Source organism: Kribbella sp. NPDC056345, assembly GCF_042262745.1.
Classification (GTDB): Bacteria; Actinomycetota; Actinomycetes; order Propionibacteriales; family Kribbellaceae; genus Kribbella.
The window spans coordinates 375,818-392,772 of record NZ_JBHJQQ010000001.1; the positions used below are offsets into that span (position 1 = coordinate 375,818).

Annotated in this window: 13 protein-coding genes; 4 read left to right on the forward strand and 9 right to left on the reverse strand. The window is 67.8% G+C overall.

What is annotated here, in order from left to right; translation table 11 throughout:
• Window positions 1-88 precede the first annotated feature (88 nt).
• From ACFCV3_RS01835 to ACFCV3_RS01855, 5 genes are all read right to left on the reverse strand, one after another.
• Entirely contained in the window at window positions 89-622 is a 534-nt protein-coding gene (locus tag ACFCV3_RS01835; protein WP_376025191.1) for a hypothetical protein, read from the reverse strand.
• A gap of 1 nt (window position 623) precedes the next feature.
• Window positions 624-2,126 (reverse strand): Nramp family divalent metal transporter, encoded by a 1,503-nt coding sequence (locus ACFCV3_RS01840; protein WP_376025193.1) that lies wholly within the window; start codon window positions 2,124-2,126, stop codon window positions 624-626.
• A gap of 70 nt (window positions 2,127-2,196) precedes the next feature.
• Window positions 2,197-4,341 carry an acetate--CoA ligase family protein gene (locus ACFCV3_RS01845; protein WP_376025194.1) on the reverse strand — a complete coding sequence of 715 codons (2,145 nt, stop codon included), beginning with the start codon at window positions 4,339-4,341 and terminating at the stop codon, window positions 2,197-2,199.
• Window positions 4,342-4,374: 33 nt separating this feature from the next.
• Window positions 4,375-5,601: a formyl-CoA transferase gene (frc, locus tag ACFCV3_RS01850; RefSeq protein WP_376025196.1), complete on the reverse strand. Its 1,227-nt coding sequence runs from the start codon at window positions 5,599-5,601 to the stop codon at window positions 4,375-4,377.
• Between the two features lie 12 nt (window positions 5,602-5,613).
• Window positions 5,614-7,323, reverse strand: coding sequence for a thiamine pyrophosphate-binding protein (locus tag ACFCV3_RS01855; protein ID WP_132401103.1), 1,710 nt, complete (start codon window positions 7,321-7,323; stop codon window positions 5,614-5,616).
• A 121-nt stretch (window positions 7,324-7,444) separates the two neighbouring features.
• Between ACFCV3_RS01855 and ACFCV3_RS01860 the strand changes: the two genes are divergently transcribed.
• Window positions 7,445-7,729 (forward strand): hypothetical protein, encoded by a 285-nt coding sequence (locus ACFCV3_RS01860; RefSeq protein ID WP_132401100.1) that lies wholly within the window; start codon window positions 7,445-7,447, stop codon window positions 7,727-7,729.
• On the opposite strand, the gene ACFCV3_RS01865 is transcribed toward ACFCV3_RS01860, so the two are convergent.
• Complete coding sequence (locus ACFCV3_RS01865) at window positions 7,690-8,211, reverse strand: hypothetical protein (protein ID WP_376025198.1); 522 nt, start codon at window positions 8,209-8,211, stop codon at window positions 7,690-7,692. The genes ACFCV3_RS01860 and ACFCV3_RS01865 overlap by 40 nt on opposite strands.
• Before the next feature lie 38 nt (window positions 8,212-8,249).
• A complete protein-coding gene (locus ACFCV3_RS01870; protein ID WP_376025200.1) occupies window positions 8,250-9,620 on the reverse strand; it encodes an OFA family MFS transporter in 1,371 nt (456 codons plus the stop codon).
• Between the two features lie 156 nt (window positions 9,621-9,776).
• Between ACFCV3_RS01870 and sucC the strand changes: the two genes are divergently transcribed.
• From sucC to ACFCV3_RS01885, 3 genes are read left to right on the forward strand one after another with little or no spacing between them, the layout of a single operon-like run.
• Complete coding sequence (gene sucC / locus ACFCV3_RS01875) at window positions 9,777-10,931, forward strand: ADP-forming succinate--CoA ligase subunit beta (RefSeq protein WP_376025201.1); 1,155 nt, start codon at window positions 9,777-9,779, stop codon at window positions 10,929-10,931.
• A 13-nt stretch (window positions 10,932-10,944) separates the two neighbouring features.
• Window positions 10,945-11,826, forward strand: a complete 882-nt coding sequence (sucD, locus tag ACFCV3_RS01880; protein ID WP_376025203.1) for a succinate--CoA ligase subunit alpha — start codon at window positions 10,945-10,947, stop codon at window positions 11,824-11,826.
• The gene (locus ACFCV3_RS01885) at window positions 11,823-12,707 is read left to right on the forward strand and encodes a 2-hydroxy-3-oxopropionate reductase (RefSeq protein WP_376025205.1); all 885 of its coding nucleotides are present in this window, start codon (window positions 11,823-11,825) and stop codon (window positions 12,705-12,707) included. The genes sucD and ACFCV3_RS01885 overlap by 4 nt, the downstream gene beginning before the upstream one ends.
• Here the strand turns inward: ACFCV3_RS01885 and ACFCV3_RS01890 are convergent.
• Window positions 12,692-15,883 (reverse strand): S8 family peptidase, encoded by a 3,192-nt coding sequence (locus tag ACFCV3_RS01890; protein WP_376025206.1) that lies wholly within the window; start codon window positions 15,881-15,883, stop codon window positions 12,692-12,694. The two genes, ACFCV3_RS01885 and ACFCV3_RS01890, sit on opposite strands and share 16 nt — an antisense overlap.
• A gap of 61 nt (window positions 15,884-15,944) precedes the next feature.
• Window positions 15,945-16,922 carry a LacI family DNA-binding transcriptional regulator gene (locus ACFCV3_RS01895; RefSeq protein WP_376025207.1) on the reverse strand — a complete coding sequence of 326 codons (978 nt, stop codon included), beginning with the start codon at window positions 16,920-16,922 and terminating at the stop codon, window positions 15,945-15,947.
• Window positions 16,923-16,955: the final 33 nt, after the last annotated feature.

Sequence of the window (16,955 nt, forward strand, 5' to 3'; positions counted from 1 at the left end):
CCCCGCGGTCGCCGACCCCACTGCTTACCCCGGCTATCGCCCGCGGGTGCGGGTGGTTGGGGGGGGCCCTCGGCAGGGGATGCGTCGGTCAGGCGACGCGCTTCTTGCGGCCTCGGCCGGTGGCGGCTTTGCGGGCCTCCATGGCGTTGGCGAGGTGGACGTACTGCTCGACGGTACGGCGGGCGTAGCGGTTGCGCTCGAGGATGTGTGGCCACCAGTGGCGGCCGATCTGCTCGTGCATCCAGAGGAAGCCGATCGCGAAGCCCATGCTGAGCAGTGCACGGAACGCCAGGAACTTCCAGGGTTCGGCGGGCAGGCCGGGTGAGCCGGCTACCACCCATTCGGTGGCGATCGCGTGCACCAGGAGTGAGAGCGGGAACGCGATCACCCAGTAGACCGCGGCCGGCGCGAACACGCCGGCCGGGACTTTGCCGGAGGCAACGAGTACGGCGTACCCGATGCCGAAGGCCATCAGTGGCAGGCCCAGGCCGAGGCCGGTGACGAGCGCCCAGCCGAAGGGCTGTCCGACGATCGCGCCGAGGATGCCGGCGACCAGCCCGGCCGCGGCACCCACCGCCGCGGCCGGCATCGAGAACTCTGCGAGTTCCTTCAGGTCGGTCATGTCAGCCCACTGCCACGCCGAAGCGGAACAGGCAGTAGAACAACATGCCCAGGTAGAACACCGCACCGAAACCGATGATCAGGTTCCGCACCGGGCCGGGCCTGATCGGTTTGGGCAGCAACTTGTTGTTCACCAGGAGCAACACGATGCAGTAGGCGCCCATCGCGAACGTGGACAGGAAGGCCAGCGTATCCAGGATCCCGGCCGGGCCGTCGGCCGGACCGAACAGCAGGATCAGGATGCCGAAGACGATCACGCCCCACAGGAAGCCGGCGTAGATCCGCGACATCGAGAACTTCTTGGCGCCCGGGATGAAGTAGTACGTCATGTCGGCCTGACCACGGGAGAACGAGTCGAACAGACCCAGGGTCGCGTTCAGCCCGATCAGTGCGATGAAGGCGAAGAACAACGAGCCCAGGATCGGCGAACCCGCGGAAGCGAACGCGTCCGACATCGCCTGGAGTGCCGCGGACCGCGAGTCGTCCTGCCGGATGATGTTCGAGAGATCCGGGTTCGTCCGGGCCGCCGACATGGCCAGCACGGTGAACGAGATCGTCACCAGCATCGTGATCCCCCAGAAGAGCAGCAGCGCGTCGAACGTCACCCACTTGCGCCAGCCCTTCCACTTCTCCATCTCGGCCGGGTCCTCGGTGTCGAACATGAAGCCCCGCGACGGCATCGCCTCGGCCTCGCCGGACGACCGCAGTCCGCGGATCTTCGGGATGTGCGCACCCATACCCGCGCCGCTGTCCCGCAGCTGCAGCGTGTACCACATCTGCTGCATACCGGACGGACCGGCGAACGCGATGGATCCGACCACCACCGGGAACCAGGCCTGCGTCAGTGCCTCGTCGGGGAAGTAGCCGAAGGCGAACATGCCGGACAGGGTCCGGGCGAGGTCGTCCCAGCTACCGACGAGCGCTGCGATCACCGACGTACCGACGACCAGGAAGCCGATCAGCAGGCCGAGCAGTTTCTCGAGGAAGTTGTAGATCACCGAGAGCATGCTGAACAGGACGCCGACGAACACCAGAGCCACGCACGCCGACACCTGCCAAGGTATTCCGCTCACTTCCTCGAACGCCGCGGCGCCGGCCGACAGGTGACCGGGCCACATGTAGATCAGGATCGCCGCGACGTAGAAGAACCACATCAACGGTTTGAAGATCCGGGCCGCGCCGAAGAAGATGCTCTCCCCGGTCGCCATCGCGTACCGGGCCATCTCCAGCAGGACGAACGCCTGCAGCGTGACACCGATCATGAACAACCACCGGATGTCCGGCCCGAACACCAGGACGAGCCGGGGCCACATGTACGACTCCCCCATCCCCACGCCCAGTGCGACCAGGAACACGGTCGGGCCGAGGATGTGCAGGGAGGGTGGTGCGTCCGGAAGCTTCCGGATCGGCATCGGTTCGAGCCGGCCCGCTTTCCAGACTCTCTCGGTGACGCCCGCCGCGACGGGCTCGTCTGGTACTTCTGAGGTCTTGCTTGTGACGTCCAAGGCGGACTCCTTAGATCGACGCCAGGCCACTGCTGACAGATTGCCCCCGCTGAGCAACCCCTCCCTTGCTCTACGAACCGAGTGGTCCCGCGTTGCGGGCCCAGCGGTACTTGGCGCCGAGCACCTGGACAGGTGTCTCGGTGGTGTACGGATAGGCGACCACGCCGTGCTCGAACAGGTACCGGCTGGCTTCCTCGACCTCGACGTCACCCGACAGCGAAGCGACGACGGGCTTGTCGATGCCCTTGGCGCGGTACTCCTCGACCACCTCGGCGACCAGCTGCGCGAACACCATCGGCGGTGTCACGATCGTGTGCCAGTAACCCAGGATCAGCGCATGGATCCGCTCGTCTTCCAGCCCGAGCGCGATCGTGTTCCGGTACGTCGCCGGCGGCTCACCACCGGTGATGTCGATCGGGTTGCCGGCGGCACCGAACGGCGGGATGAACTTCTTGAACGCCGCGTCCAGGTCGTCGGGAATCGTCATCAGCTGCAGGCCGTTGTCGACACAGGCGTCCGAAAGCAGGACACCGGAGCCCCCCGCGCCGGTGATGATGACGACGTTCTCACCCTTCGGAGTCGGCAGCAGCGGGATCCCGCGGGCGTACTGGAGCATCTCGTTCAGCCCCGGGGCCCGGACCACACCGCTCTGCCGCAGGATGTCGTCGTACACCTTGTCGTTACCCGCCAGCGCTCCGGTATGCGAGCTGGCCGCCTTGGCGCCCATGGCGGTGCGGCCGGCCTTCAGCACGACGACCGGCTTCTTCTTCGACACCCGGGCCGCCGTCTCGGCGAACGCCCGGCCGTCCTTCAGATCCTCCAGATGCATGGCAATTAACTTCGTGTTGTCGTCGTTCTCGAAGAACGTCAGGAGGTCATCCTCGTCGATGTCGGCCTTGTTGCCTACCCCAACAATCGCGGAGACACCCATCCGGCTGGACCGGCTGAAGCCCAGGATCGCCATCCCGATCCCGCCGGACTGTGACGACAACGCGACACTGCCCTGGACGTCGTACGGTGTGCAGAAGGTCGCGCAGAGCTTCTCCGGCAGGTAGTAGTAGCCGTAGATGTTCGGCCCAAGAATCCGGACGTTGTGCTTACGGGCGATCGCCACGATCTCGTCCTGGAGTTCCTGCTCACCGGTCTCGGCGAAGCCGGACGGGATCAGGATCGCCCCGGCCACGCCCTTCTCCCCGCACTGCTCGAGCGCTCCACCGACGAACTTGGCCGGTACGGCGAACACCGCCACGTCCACGTCACCCGGTACGTCGAGGATGCTGGGGAAGGCCTTGCGCCCGAGCACCTCGCCACCCTTGGGGTTGATCGGGTAGATGTCCCCCGCGTACCCGCCGTTGACCAGGTTCTTCATCACCGAGTTGCCGATCTTGCCGTCCTCGTTGGACGCCCCGATCACGGCCACCGCGCGCGGTTTCATGATCCGCGTCATCGCCGTCAGGATCTGCTCCTGGCTGTACCGCTCGACCGGCTTACCGGCCTCGGCGTCGACGATGATCCGGAAGTCCACCGCGGTGGCCCCGTCCGGCCCGGCCAGCACCGGGTTCAGGTCCACCTCGGCGAACTGCGGGAAGTCGGTGACCAGGTCGGACAGCCGCTTGACCAGCTCGCCCAGTGCGTCCTTGTCCACCGGCTTGGCACCGCGAACACCTTCGAGCATCTCGTGCGCGTTGATCCCGTCGATCATCTCCCGCGCCTCGGTGTCGTTCAGCGGCGCGAGCCGGAAGGTGACGTCCTTCAGCACCTCGACCAGGACACCGCCGAGACCGAAGGCGACGATCTTCCCGAAGGTCTGATCCGTCACCGCCCCGACGATGACCTCCTGCACGTCACCGCCGGTGACCAGCATCTTCTGCACCTGGACACCGCTGATCTGCGCATCCGCCTTGTAGGCCTTGGCATTCGCGATGATCTTCTCGTACGCCGCCTGCGCCGCCTCGGGACTGTCGACGCCGACCACCACGCCGCCGGCATCGGTCTTGTGCAGGATGTCCGGTGAGGAGATCTTGAGAACGACCGGGAACCCGATCTCGGCCGCGAGACCGGCGGCTCCCTCGGCAGTCGTAGCCAGCCCCTCACCCGGAGTCGGGATCCCGTACGCGTCCGCGACCAGCTTGGCCTCGGGCGCGCTCAGCGAGGTGCGGCCGTCCGCCAGAGCCTGGTCGAGGATGGTCTGGACTGCTGCCTTGTCATAGGTCATGCCATGCACTCCAATTCACAGGAAGGGGTTGCGTCAGACGACGCCGGCGGCCTTGAGTTCGGACAGTTCCGCGGTGTCGATACCGAGCGACCCGTAGACGGCCGAGTTGTGCTCACCGAGACCGGGTGAGGTCTCGATGTCGACCGGGGAGTCGGACAGCTTGATCGGGCAGCCGACGGTCTTGAAGCTGCCGCGTTGCGGGTGCTCGACCTCGACGACGGCGCCGAGCTCGGCCAGCGTCTCGTCCTCGATCAGTTCGCGGGTGGACATGATCGGCCCGCACGGCACGTTCAGGGCGTTGAGCTTGTCCATCACCTCGAACTTGGTGTGCTGCTCGGTCCACTGCTCGATCAGCGCGAACATCTTGTCCAGCTTGTCGAGGCGGGAAGCGGGCGTGGCCCAGTCCGGGTCCTCGGCCAGCTCGGGCTTGCCGATCAGGTTCGCGATCGGGGCCCAGCCGGGCGGCTGGACGATCACGTAGATGTAGTCGTTCGGCCCACCGGGCGCCGTCCGGACCGCCCAGCCGGGCTGGCCGCCGCCGGAGGCGTTCCCCGACCGCGGCACCTCGGTGCCGAAGTTGTCGTTCGGGTACTCCTTCAGCGGACCGTGCGCGAGCCGCTGCTGGTCGCGCAGCTTGACCCGGGTCAGGTTCAGCACGGCTTCCTGCATCGCCACCGAGACCCGCTGGCCCTTGCCGGTGTGCGTGCGCTGGTAGAGCGCGGCGAGGATGCCGGCGACCAGGTGGATCCCGGTCCCGGAGTCACCGATCTGAGCACCGGTGGCGGTCGGCGGACCTTCCTCGAAGCCCGTCGTACTCATCGCGCCGCCCATCGCCTGGGCGACCACCTCGTAGGCCTTGAAGTTCTCGTACCGGCCGGGGCCGAAGCCCTTGATCGAGGCGAAGACCAGCTCGGGGTTGATCTCCTGCAGGCGCTCCCAGGTGAAGCCCATCCGGTCGATCGCGCCGGGGGCGAAGTTCTCCACCAGGACGTCGGAGTTCTTCACCAGATCGACGAAGATCTCCTTGCCCCGCTCGGACTTCATGTTCAGCGTGATGCTGCGCTTGTTGCAGTTCAGCATCGTGAAGTAGAGGCTGTCGACGTCCGGTACGTCGCGCAGCTGCTGGCGGGTGATGTCACCGGTCGGCGCCTCGAGCTTGATCACATCGGCGCCGAGCCAGGCGAGAATCTGGGTGCAGGAAGGTCCGGACTGCACATGCGTCATGTCGAGTACGCGGACACCATCGAGGGCCTTAGACATGGCGGGGTCCTCTCACTTGTACATGGTCTGGTTCATGGTTCCGGGGGCGTACGCGTCCGGGTCGACCCAGACGTTGATCAGCGACGGCAGGCCGGACTCGCGGGCGCGCTGCATGGCCGGCCCGATGTCCTTGGGGTCGCGGACCTCCTCGCCGTACCCGCCGAGGCTGCGCGCGAACTCGTCGTACTTGACGTCGCCGAGGGTGTTGCCGACCCGGCCGCGGTCGTGGCCGTACTTGGCCTCCTGGCCGTACCGGATCTGGTTCATCGACGAGTTGTTGCCGATGACACCGACGAACGGGAGGTTGAAGCGGACCAGCGTCTCGAAGTCCCAGCCGGTCATCGAGAAGGCACCGTCACCGAAGAGCGCGACGACCTCCTTGTCCGGCCGCGCGTACTTCGCGGCGAGCACGAACGGGACGCCGACGCCGAGGGTGCCGAGCGGGCCCGGGTCCATCCAGTGCCCCGGCGACTTCGGCTGCACGACACCACCGGAGAAGGTGACGATGTCGCCGCCGTCGCCGATGTAGATCGAGTCCTCGGTGAGGAACTCGTTGATCTCGTGCGCGAGCCGCAGCGGGTGGATCGGGTTCGCGTCGGACAGCTGGCGGGGCAGCCGCTTCTGGTACGCCGCCTCCTCCTCCGCGCGCAGTTCCTTGAACCAGGCCTGGCGATCCGTCTTCCGTACCCGGCCCGTCGAGGCCTGCGTGACCGCGGCCAGGATCGCGCCCGGGTCGCCGACCAGACCGAGGTCGACGTCGCGGTTCTTGCCGACGGTCCGGTAGTCCATGTCGATCTGGACGACGGTCGCCGACTTCGGCAGCCGCCGGCCGTAGCCCATCCGGAAGTCGAACGGCGTGCCGACGATGATGATCAGGTCGGCGTTGTTGAACCCGTACCGCCGGGACAGGTGGAAGTGGTGCGGGTCGCCGGGGGCGAGCGTGCCGCGGGCGGCGCCGTTCATGAACGCCGGTACGTCGAGCGCCCGGACGAAGTCGGTGGCCGCGTCACTGCCGCGCGAGGTCCACACCTGACCACCGAGCAGTACGACGGGCTTCTCGGCGTGCGCGATGAGATCCGCGAGCGCCTCGATGGCGGCCGGGTCGCCGACGCTCTTGGTGGACGCGCGGTAGTGACCGGCCTCGGGGACCGTCGCGGACTCGATCGGGACCGAACCGTCCAGGATGTCCCGCGGGATCTCCAGGAACGACGGGCCGAGCGCGCCGTTGTAGCACTCGCGGAACGCCATCGAGACCATGTCGGCAGCACGTGCGGTGTGCGGCACGGTCGCGGCGAACTTGGTGATCGGCGTCATCATGTCGACGTGCGGCAGGTCCTGCAGGGACCCCATCTTGTGCTGGTTCAGCGCGCCCTGGCCGCCGATCAGCAGCATCGGGCTCTCCGCGCGGAACGCGTTCGCGACACCGGTCACGGCGTTCGTCGTACCGGGGCCGGCGGTGACGACCGCGCAGCCGGGCTTGCCGGTGATCCGCGCGTAGCCGTCGGCCGCGTGCGCGGCGACCTGCTCGTGCCGGACGTCGACGACCGCGATGCCCTCGTCGACGCAGCCGTCGTAGATGTCGATGATGTGGCCGCCACAGAGGGTGAAGATCACCTCGACCCCCTCGGCCTTCAGGGCCTTGGCGACCAGGTGACCGCCTGAGATCGTCTCCGGCTCCTTCACCTGCGCGACGGACTGGTTCTCCGACACTGTCTGCGCCATCTGCAGTCATCTCCTCGGAAAGAGCCGGGATTCGGCTTTTGGGGTCAATGTAGATTGCATACCGTATGTGGTAGTCGTAGTCTTATCCCACGCCACGGTGGTTGTCCAGAGGGAGGCTCGGATGACAATTCACGAGGAGCTGCACCGGACCCGTTCGGCGCTGCTGGCACTCGAGAAGTCCCTTATGTCCTTGAGGAATCACCTGGGTGAGCATCTCGACGTCCTCCGGCTGCTGGACGACCTGGAACGCTGTACGTCGGACCTGCGCCGGCTCGAGGACCAGGTGCACGTACCGGTCCGTGGCGAGCTGATGGTGATCCCCGACGACGACCGCGACCATGGGTTGTGGGGCGCCGGGGATGTCGATCACGAAGGTGTCGGAGCTCCGGGGCGTAGGGCTCCATGAGCCGCAAGGCACTGCTTCAGTAGCTGCCGGAGTCGTCGATCGCGGTCACTGTTCGCCTGGCGAGCGGTGACCGCGATCGCTTCTGCGACTTGTTCGGCGGCGACGAAGGTGCGGTAGAACGGCTCACTCCAGCCGAACCGGCCGAGCAGCGGCAGCCACCAGCGGGCCGCTCCTTCCGGCTCGGCCCGCCCGGTCAGTAGATGCAGCGCCGTCTGATGCGCGTTGTGCAGGCGTTGAGCCTCGTCCTGCGTCATGTCACCGCCGGCCAGCGCGGTCGACACACAGAGTGCGACCACCCGCGCCGACACCTCCAGCCCCGGCCGAGCGGTTTCGATGAACTTCGGCGCCAGCGGCAGCAGCTCTCGCCGTCCCGCCGAGCTGGAGTGGTCATGGACCGCCCGGGCCGCCGCACTCAGAGTCGGATGCACGCAAGACGGCCGATCCGTCCACGGCTCCCGGGCGAGCTTGGACACCAGCTCCATCACACAGGGGTCAGGCCGCACAACGCGCCCGTACTCACTCACTCGTTCGACCCGGCGACCGGCGTACCCAGTTGGGGCCGGACCGGTAGTGCAGGTCGCCCAGGCTGCTTCAGCAACCGCACACTCAGTGCAGCCAGTACGCCGAGCAGTCCCGCGCCGAGGAACAGTGGCCGATACCCGACCACCGCCATCACCGAAGCGGCCACGCCGACTCCGATGAGCCCGCCGACGGCCTTGGCGGAGTACAGGATCGCCTGGTTCTGGACCAGGCTGTTCTCGCCGAAGAACTCCAGCACGAGGTTGGCCATGATCGCGTAGAACGCGCCACCACCGAGGCCGGCGAACATGGCGCAGACGACGAACGCCCAGCCCACACCTGCCTCACCAGCGACAACCAGACCGACGTGGGTGAAGCTCTCGACCATCAGTACGGCGGCCAGTACGCGTCGCCGGCCAAATCGGTCGGAGAGTGTGCCGGCGAGTGAACGACCGAGACCGTTGACTGCGGCAAGCAATCCGGCCGCGAAGCCTGCGACCGCAACGCCGAGCCCAGTCGACACTGCGAAGCTCACGACGAAAGCGATGCCGAACAACGACAGTGCGGCACTGATCGCGAGCATGAGCCACATCAGCGGCAGCGCACCGGTCCGCATCGCTTCGGCCGGACGGTAGTGCCGCACGGCCGGTGCGTTGTGCGGGATGCTGCGGTTGAGCTTGCGGTCGATCGCCCAGGCCTGCGCGTCGATGGCAGCGGGCCACCAGTGTCGTGGCGGATCCTTCAGCAACCCACCGCCGATGGCAGTAGCCAGCACCGCGACGACCGCGGTCAGGTCGAAGACGAGCCTCCGGCTGCCGGCACTGTCGGCCAGCGTCAGCAACACAATGCTCGGTACGGCGCCGATCGCGAACCCGCCGGTGACGAAGCCGATCGTGGACGTCCGCCGGTCCGGGAACCAGCGGGCCGAGGTCGTGATGCACGCGGCGTACACGATACCGGCGCCGGTACCGCCGAGCAGGGCGTAGCCGATCACCACGACTGCATAGCTGTCCGCGTGCGCGAGAGTCGCGAGGCCGATGGCGGACAGCAGGCCGCCCAGAACCACGAGCTGGGTCGGGCTGGCCCGCCGTACTCGCTGGACCCAGGCGGCTGGAATGGCGACCAGGGCCTGGCAGGCGACGAAGATCGCGAGCAGCCACAGGGTTTGGACCGCACCCCAGCCACGGTCGGACTCGAGCCCGAGCGCCGCCGTACCGAACGAGTACTGCAACGGGCTGATGGCGATCATGCAGGCCCACGCGGCCCACAGCTGCCAGCGCCGCGAGTGCCCGGTCAGATCCCGGGCGTCCTCACCGACCCGGTACCTCCGGCCGTACACGTCACGCACGTCCCGGGCAGTCACGTGATTCATGTCGCGCCTCCTGACTACTGCATACCGTATGAGATCTGTGGTACCTCTCCTGGCTGTCCGTTGTCCAGACCTCACGCGTTGCAGCTGGCTCTTGTGACCGGATTGCATACCGCATACAGTCGGCACACGACCGTTCGGATCGGAAGGACTGCCCCTGTGGACCTGATGGAGTACCAAGCCAAAGAGCTGTTCGCACGGCACGGCGTCCCGGTGACGCTCGGCCGCGTGATCGAGGATCCGGCCGACGCGGCCGCAGCCGCCGCGGAACTCGGTGGCCGGGTCGTGGTGAAGGCCCAGGTGAAGACCGGCGGCCGCGGCAAGGCCGGTGGGGTCAAGCTCGCCGCCTCCCCCGACGAGGCCGTCGCCCGGGCCGGCGAGATCCTCGGGATGGAGATCAAGGGCCACACCGTGCACCGGGTGCTGCTCGCGCCGGCCGCCGCGATCGCCGAGGAGTACTACTTCTCCTTCCTGGTCGACCGGGCCAACCGCTCGTACCTCTGTATCGCCAGTACCGAAGGTGGTGTGGAGATCGAGGAGGTCGCGCACACGAACCCGGCCGCGATCGCTCAGATTGCGATTGACCCGGCAGTGGGCGTCGACGAGGCGAAGGCGGCCGAGATCGTGGCTGCGGCTGGGTTCCCGGCCGGCGCGGAGGACGTCGTACGGCGGCTGTGGGACGTGTTCATCGCCGAGGACGCCACGTTGGTCGAGGTGAACCCGTTGGTGAAGCTGGCCGACGGATCGCTGGAGGCACTGGACGGGAAGGTGACGCTCGACGACAGCGCGGCGTACCGGCATCCGGATCATGCCGCCTTCGAGGACCACGCCTCGGCGGATCCCCTCGAGGCGGCCGCGCACGACAAGGGCCTGAACTACGTCAAGCTCGACGGCTCGGTCGGCATCATCGGGAACGGCGCCGGCCTGGTCATGTCGACCCTGGACGTGGTCGCGTACGCGGGTTCGCAGTACGGCGTGAAACCCGCGAACTTCCTGGACATCGGCGGCGGCGCCTCGGCCGAGGTGATGGCGAACGGGCTCGGGATCATCCTGAGCGATGCGCAGGTGCGCAGCGTGTTCGTGAACGTCTTCGGCGGGATCACCGCCTGCGACGCGGTCTCGAACGGGATCGTGCAGGCACTCGAACTGCTCGGTGCTGCTGCTGACAAGCCACTGGTGGTCCGGCTCGACGGGAACAACGTCGCCGAGGGCCGCAAGATCCTTGCCCAGGCCAACCATCCGCTGGTGACCGTGGTGGACACGATGGACGGCGCCGCGGCCCGGGCCGCCGAGCTCGCCGCCGCTGCGAACTGAAGGGACTTATCTGATGGCAATCTTCCTGACGGAGAAGAGCCGGGTCATCATCCAAGGGATGACCGGCGCCGAGGGGCAGAAGCACACCAGCCGGATGCTTGCTGCCGGCACCGAAATCGTCGGTGGCGTCACGCCGGGCAAGGGCGGCCAGTCGGTCGACTTCGCGAAGCGGTCGATCCCGGTCTACGGGTCCTGCGCGGACGCAGTCGCGGCGACTGGTGCGGACGTGTCGGTGGTATTCGTTCCGCCGAAGTTCACCAAGGGTGCAGTGATCGAGGCGGTGGACGCGGGGATCCCGTTGGTGGTGGTGATCACCGAGGGCGTGCCGGTCCACGACACGGCCGCGTTCTTCGCGCATGCCACCGCCGCCGGGGTACGCGTGATCGGGCCGAACTGCCCGGGGATCATCAGTCCGGGACAGGCGAACGCAGGCATCATCCCGGCCGACATCGCCGGGCCCGGACGGATCGGGCTGGTCTCGAAGTCGGGGACCCTGACCTACCAGATGATGTACGAGCTGCGGGACTTCGGCTTCTCCACCGCCATCGGTATCGGCGGTGATCCGATCATCGGCACCACCCACATCGACGCCCTGCAAGCGTTCCAGGACGACCCGGACACCGACGCGATCGTGATGATCGGCGAGATCGGCGGCGACGCCGAGGAGCGGGCGGCGGCGTACATCGCAGCCCACGTCACGAAGCCGGTGGTCGGCTACGTCGCCGGCTTCACCGCACCAGAAGGCAAGACGATGGGCCACGCGGGTGCGATCGTCTCCGGCTCATCCGGTACGGCGGCCGCCAAACAGGAGGCTTTGGAGGCAGCAGGTGTTCGCGTCGGCAAGACCCCGACCGAGACCGCTGAACTACTCCGCTCAGTGCTGGTCGCCGTATGACCGCCATCGGCTTCATCGGACTCGGGATCATGGGCTCGCACATGGCGGCGAACCTGATCAGCGCGGGACATGCGGTGACCGGGTACGACGTCGTAGCGGCGTCGGTGGATCGGCTGGCGCAGGCCGGCGGTAAGCCGGCCGCCGACATCGCCTCGGCCGTCGCCGGGGCCGAGGTCGTGATCACGATGCTGCCGGATTCACCGCAGGTCGCCGAGGTCGTGCTCGGCCCGGGCGGCGTGCTGTCGGCGATCGAGCCCGGCGTACTGCTGATCGACATGAGCTCGATCGCGCCGGAGACATCGATCGCGGTGGCCGCGGCCGGTGCCGAGCGCGGCGTCCATGTCCTGGATGCACCGGTCAGCGGCGGCGAGCAAGGAGCCATCAAGGCATCCCTGTCCATCATGGTCGGCGGTTCGGCCGAGGACTTCGAAGCTGCTCGCCCGATCTTCGAATCCCTCGGCCGCACCATCGTCCACGTCGGCCCGCACGGTTCAGGTCAGACGGTGAAGGCCGCCAACCAGCTCATGGTCGCCGGCATCATCTCGCTGGTCTCCGAAGCCATCGTCCTGCTCGAAGCCTCGGGCGTAGACAGCACCCGAGGCCTCGAAGTCCTCGCCGGCGGCCTGGCCGGCAATCGCATCCTCGATCTCAAGGCCGGCTCCATGCTCGCCCGCGAGTTCACGCCGGGCTTCCGGATCGACCTTCACCACAAGGACATGGGCATCGCTCTGGCCTCGGCCCGAGCCGCCGGCGTAGCCCTGCCCGTCACCGGCATCGTCGCCCAGCTCGTGGCGGCGACCCGGGCCCAGGGACACGGCTCCCTGGACCACTCGGCCATTCTCAGCACCATCGAGTCGCTCTCCGCTCAGCCGAGCGGATAGGCGTCGATCACCGTCTGCTCGATCGTGTTGCCGTCGGCATCGATCAGCGAAGACCGCAGCGAGATCCTCGCGGCGCCGTCCGGCGTCGCGAAGGTCGCCTGATACGCGCCTCCGCCGGTAGCGGCGACCGAGGCGGGGTGCCAGGTCGTGCCACCGTCGCCGGACACCTGGATCGCCAGCTTCTTGACCCCGAGCACGGTCGCACCCGGCTGAGCGTCGATCACGAGCGGGACCACGCTCACCGGCTTCCGCTGCACCACGTTGTGGCTGTTGACCTTCGGCCGGTACCGAACGCCGAGAAGCGGCAGCGTGGCCGGCTCGGCTGTCCCGGCCGAGCGGAACGTCCAGACCAGATCCGTCCGCGTGCTGAAGCTCGCGGAGGACGGCCGGGTGTGCGACGACTCGAACCGGTACGACGCTTTGTCCGCGGGCAGCCCGGACACATCGACGTACCCGAAGCGCGGTGTCTCCGCGATCTTGACGCCGTCCCGGAAAAGGACGCTGGTGGCCGACGCCGTCTCGCTCCGCCCGCGGTTGCCATCGGCATCACCAGTCGGTCCGATATTCACCCGCAGCCGGCCCTGGAACCGCTGCGCGAGACTCGGCAAAGGCACGAACGGTGCCGCGTTGTACCGCTCCGAGTACGACGCACCGGCCCGGTAGGTCTTCCGCCCGGATCCGACTCCCGCGATGACCCCGAACTGCTCCGGATCAATGACGGAGGTGGACCATGACAGCCCCGGTTCCAGAAATGCTCTCGTCCGGACGGGAGCGTCGAACGGCACTCCCGGGATGACGAATCCGGTACCGTCCGGCTTCCCGGGGGACAGTAGGCGCTCGACCGGCCGGTCGGACGTCGCATTGACAGTGTGATCGACGACCGCCAGCTCGGTGTTCCGCACCGTGCGATCGAGACCGGTCGGGAAGACGCCGGGCGTAAGGTCCACGAGGCCGTACAGGTACGGCGTGTTCCGGAACCCGCCGTCCGGAGCCGGTTTGCCCCACTGGGACATGATGTGTCCCGTCATCGATGCAACCGCCGGGCCGACCTGGGCCACGTGGACTCGGGCCAAGTCGAAGGTCATCCCGTTCACCGCCATCCGGCGGGCCGGGTCGGAGGCGGTCCGAACGTAGCCGACATCCGCGACGATGAGCTCGGCCTCCGGTTGCGGGAGCGTGAGGTTGACAGTCTTGGTGGTCCGGGAGTCGAGGACGACTGTGCTGTCCTTCGTCAGTTGCAAGCTCGGCTGCACCATCCAGTAGTGGTCGTCGCCGAGCTGCTGACGGCTGTCGATCAGGTATTCGCCACGCGGCAGTCGCACCGTCGCCGTCGCCCCCGGCAGGTACCGATCGACGTCTTGGTTCAGGCCCCACACCCTCGCGCCCGGGTCCTCGCCAGGGCCGAGGTGCTTAATGGTGAGGTTGTACACCTCCGCTTCCTTCTCGACGCCGACGGCCGAGGTGAGGTGCTGCCCGCCGCCGCTCGCCGTGAGGCGGCCGGAGTACGCGCCGACCGGTCCACCGTGCTTGGTGTTCGAGGTCGCCTGCACCGCGGCGGTGCCGCGCGCGGGAACTGTCACCGTGCTTGCACTCAGCACGAGTGCGCCGGCAGGAGCCGGGCTGCCGGTCGGGTCGTTCAGCGATGCGGCCAGGTCGAGCGTGACCGGCTGGTCGCCGAGGTTCCGGTACGTCACCGTCTTGGTGACCGGTGTGTCGTCGTCGTGCGGCCAGGAGGCGGTGCCGAACGAGAGGTTGCCGGGCTCGGCGATCACGGTCTGTTTGATGCCCTGGGCAACATCTACTCGACCGGCGCCCTGCTCGAACGCCGTCTGGTCGGCGGCCGGCCGGGCCGACCCCACCAGTGCGCCCTTGAGCTCGGTGGCCTTCCAGTCCGGGTGCTGCTGAGCGAGCAGGGCGGCCGACCCGGCCACATGCGGCGTGGCCATCGACGTACCGTCGAGGCGGAGATAGTCGTCGCCGACCGGCTCGCCGATGATCGAGTCCTTCGCCTTCGCGGCGACGATCGAGACCCCGGGTGCGGTGAGGTCAGGTTTCACGGCGCCAGCACTCGGACCGCGACTCGAGAACTCGGCCAGCTGGTCCTGCTTGTCCACGGCCCCGACGGTGAGCGCGGCCTCCGCGCTGCCCGGTGATGCGACGGTGTGCGCATCCGGGCCTTCGTTGCCCGCAGCGATCACGAACAGGGCGCCGGTCTGCGTGCTGAGCCGGTTCACGGCTTCCTCGAGCGGGTCGACCTCTGGGGTGTCCCTACCTCCCAGGCTGAGGTTGACGATCTTCGCCTTCACCTCGGTCGCGGCCCACTCCATCCCGGCGAGGACGGCGGACTCCTGGCAGCCGCCGTTGTCATCGCAGACCTTGCCGTCGTAGAGCTTCGCCTTCGGCGCGACCCCCTGGTACCGGCCGCTCGACGCGGCCCCGGTGCCTGCAATGGTCGAGGCGACATGAGTGCCGTGGCCGTTGTGATCACCGTCCGGCGTGTCGGTGAAGTTCTTCGCTCCGGCCACCTGGGTGGCAAGGTCGGGATGCGAGGTGTCGATCCCGCTGTCCAGCACTGCCACCGAAACGCCGTCACCCGTGAATCCGGCCTGCCACGCCGCCGGTGCACCGATCTGCGGGACGGACTGGTCCAGCGTCAGCTTCCGTTTGCCGTCGAGCCAGATCTTGTCCATCCCAGCCGCCCGGGACAGAAAGCCCGCGGCTGCGGTCTTGTCGACCTTGATCGCCGCACCGCTGACCGACCGCAGTTCGCGGGTCACCGTCGCTCCCGGCACGGCCGCGCGCTTGCCGCGGGCGGTGATCAGCAGCGGGATGGACGAGCTCGTCCGGTCGTCGTCCAGCGCCGCTACATCGAACAGCCGCCGATCGAGCCTCCCGCCGTCGACCGCGGTCCGGACGTCGGAGGGAACGACGTACAGGTGCTCTTTCGATCGGTGCGCGCTGAACATCACCCCACGGCGCCCAGGCCCTGGTTGGATCGAGACGCGGCCCAGCGCACCGGCCTCCAGCGTCACTGTGTCCCCAGTGATCAACGTGATCTTCCGGGCTCCGCCGACCGCCGGCGCCGGCGCCCCGGACGAGGCTTCGGCCGGGCCTGAGAGCCCCGCACCGACGAGTGCAAGGGCGACGACAGCCCACGAGCGTGATCGAAGTACCACCACAGAACCTTCCGTTCGGTTGCCCAGACACCCTGTACATGTCCAGGACACCGACGGCGTCTCACCCGATCTGGGCAGTGCTCTTCCGGATCACCAACTCCGTCGGTACGGCGATCGGCTGCGGCCGGCCGGAGGCCAAGGTGGTGAGGAGGGACTCGACCGCATGCCGACCGAGGTCGGCGAAGGACTGGCGGACAGTGGTGAGCGGCGGCCAGAAGTGCGCGGATTCTTCCATGTCGTCGAAGCCCACCACGCTCACCTGAGCCGGCACCGGACGGCCGTGTTCGTGGAGCGCCCGCAGCACACCGAGCGCCATCTGGTCGTTCGCGGCGAAGATCGCGGTGACCGAAGGATCCTTGGCCAGCAGGCAGCCGGCTTCGTAGCCTGACTGCGCGGTCCAGTCGCCGAAGTGAACAGGTGGGAGGTCGCGGCTGTGGTTGAGCAAGGTCTGCTCCCACCCGCGGCGACGATGAGCAGCCGGGTACGACGTTCGCGGGCCACCGACATGATGCACAGTCCGGTGGCCGAGCTCCAGCAAGTGAGTCACAGCCTGCCGAGCACCATCGAACTGATCGGTGTCGACAACCGGATAGTCGTAATGCGCACTGGAGTCGACGATCACCACCGGCAGCCCATGCGGCAACTGCACGCCGGCCTCGTCGAGCAGGTACGCCTCGATCAGGATGATGACGCCGTCGACGGCCTGCGCGCTGAGCCGGTCGAAGGTCTCGTTCACAGCGCGCTGGTTGATATCCAGCACCGGCATCAGGTTGACCGCATAACCGCGCTCGGTGGCCGCTGTCGCGATCGCGTCCAGAGCCCGCGTCGTACCGAACGTCGACAGCTCGAAGACGATCACCCCGATCCCCCGGAACTCCCCGTTCCGCAGCGCCCGGGCCGCCCCGTTCGGCCGATAGCCGAGCTCACGCATCGCAGCCCGCACCCGGGCCCGCGTGGTCGCGTCCACGTTCGTCCGGTTGTTCGCCACCCGGGACACGGTCTGCCCCGAGACCCCTGCCAGAGCGGCGACATCAGCCATCGAAGGCCCGCGCCGAGGCCGTCCCGTCGTACC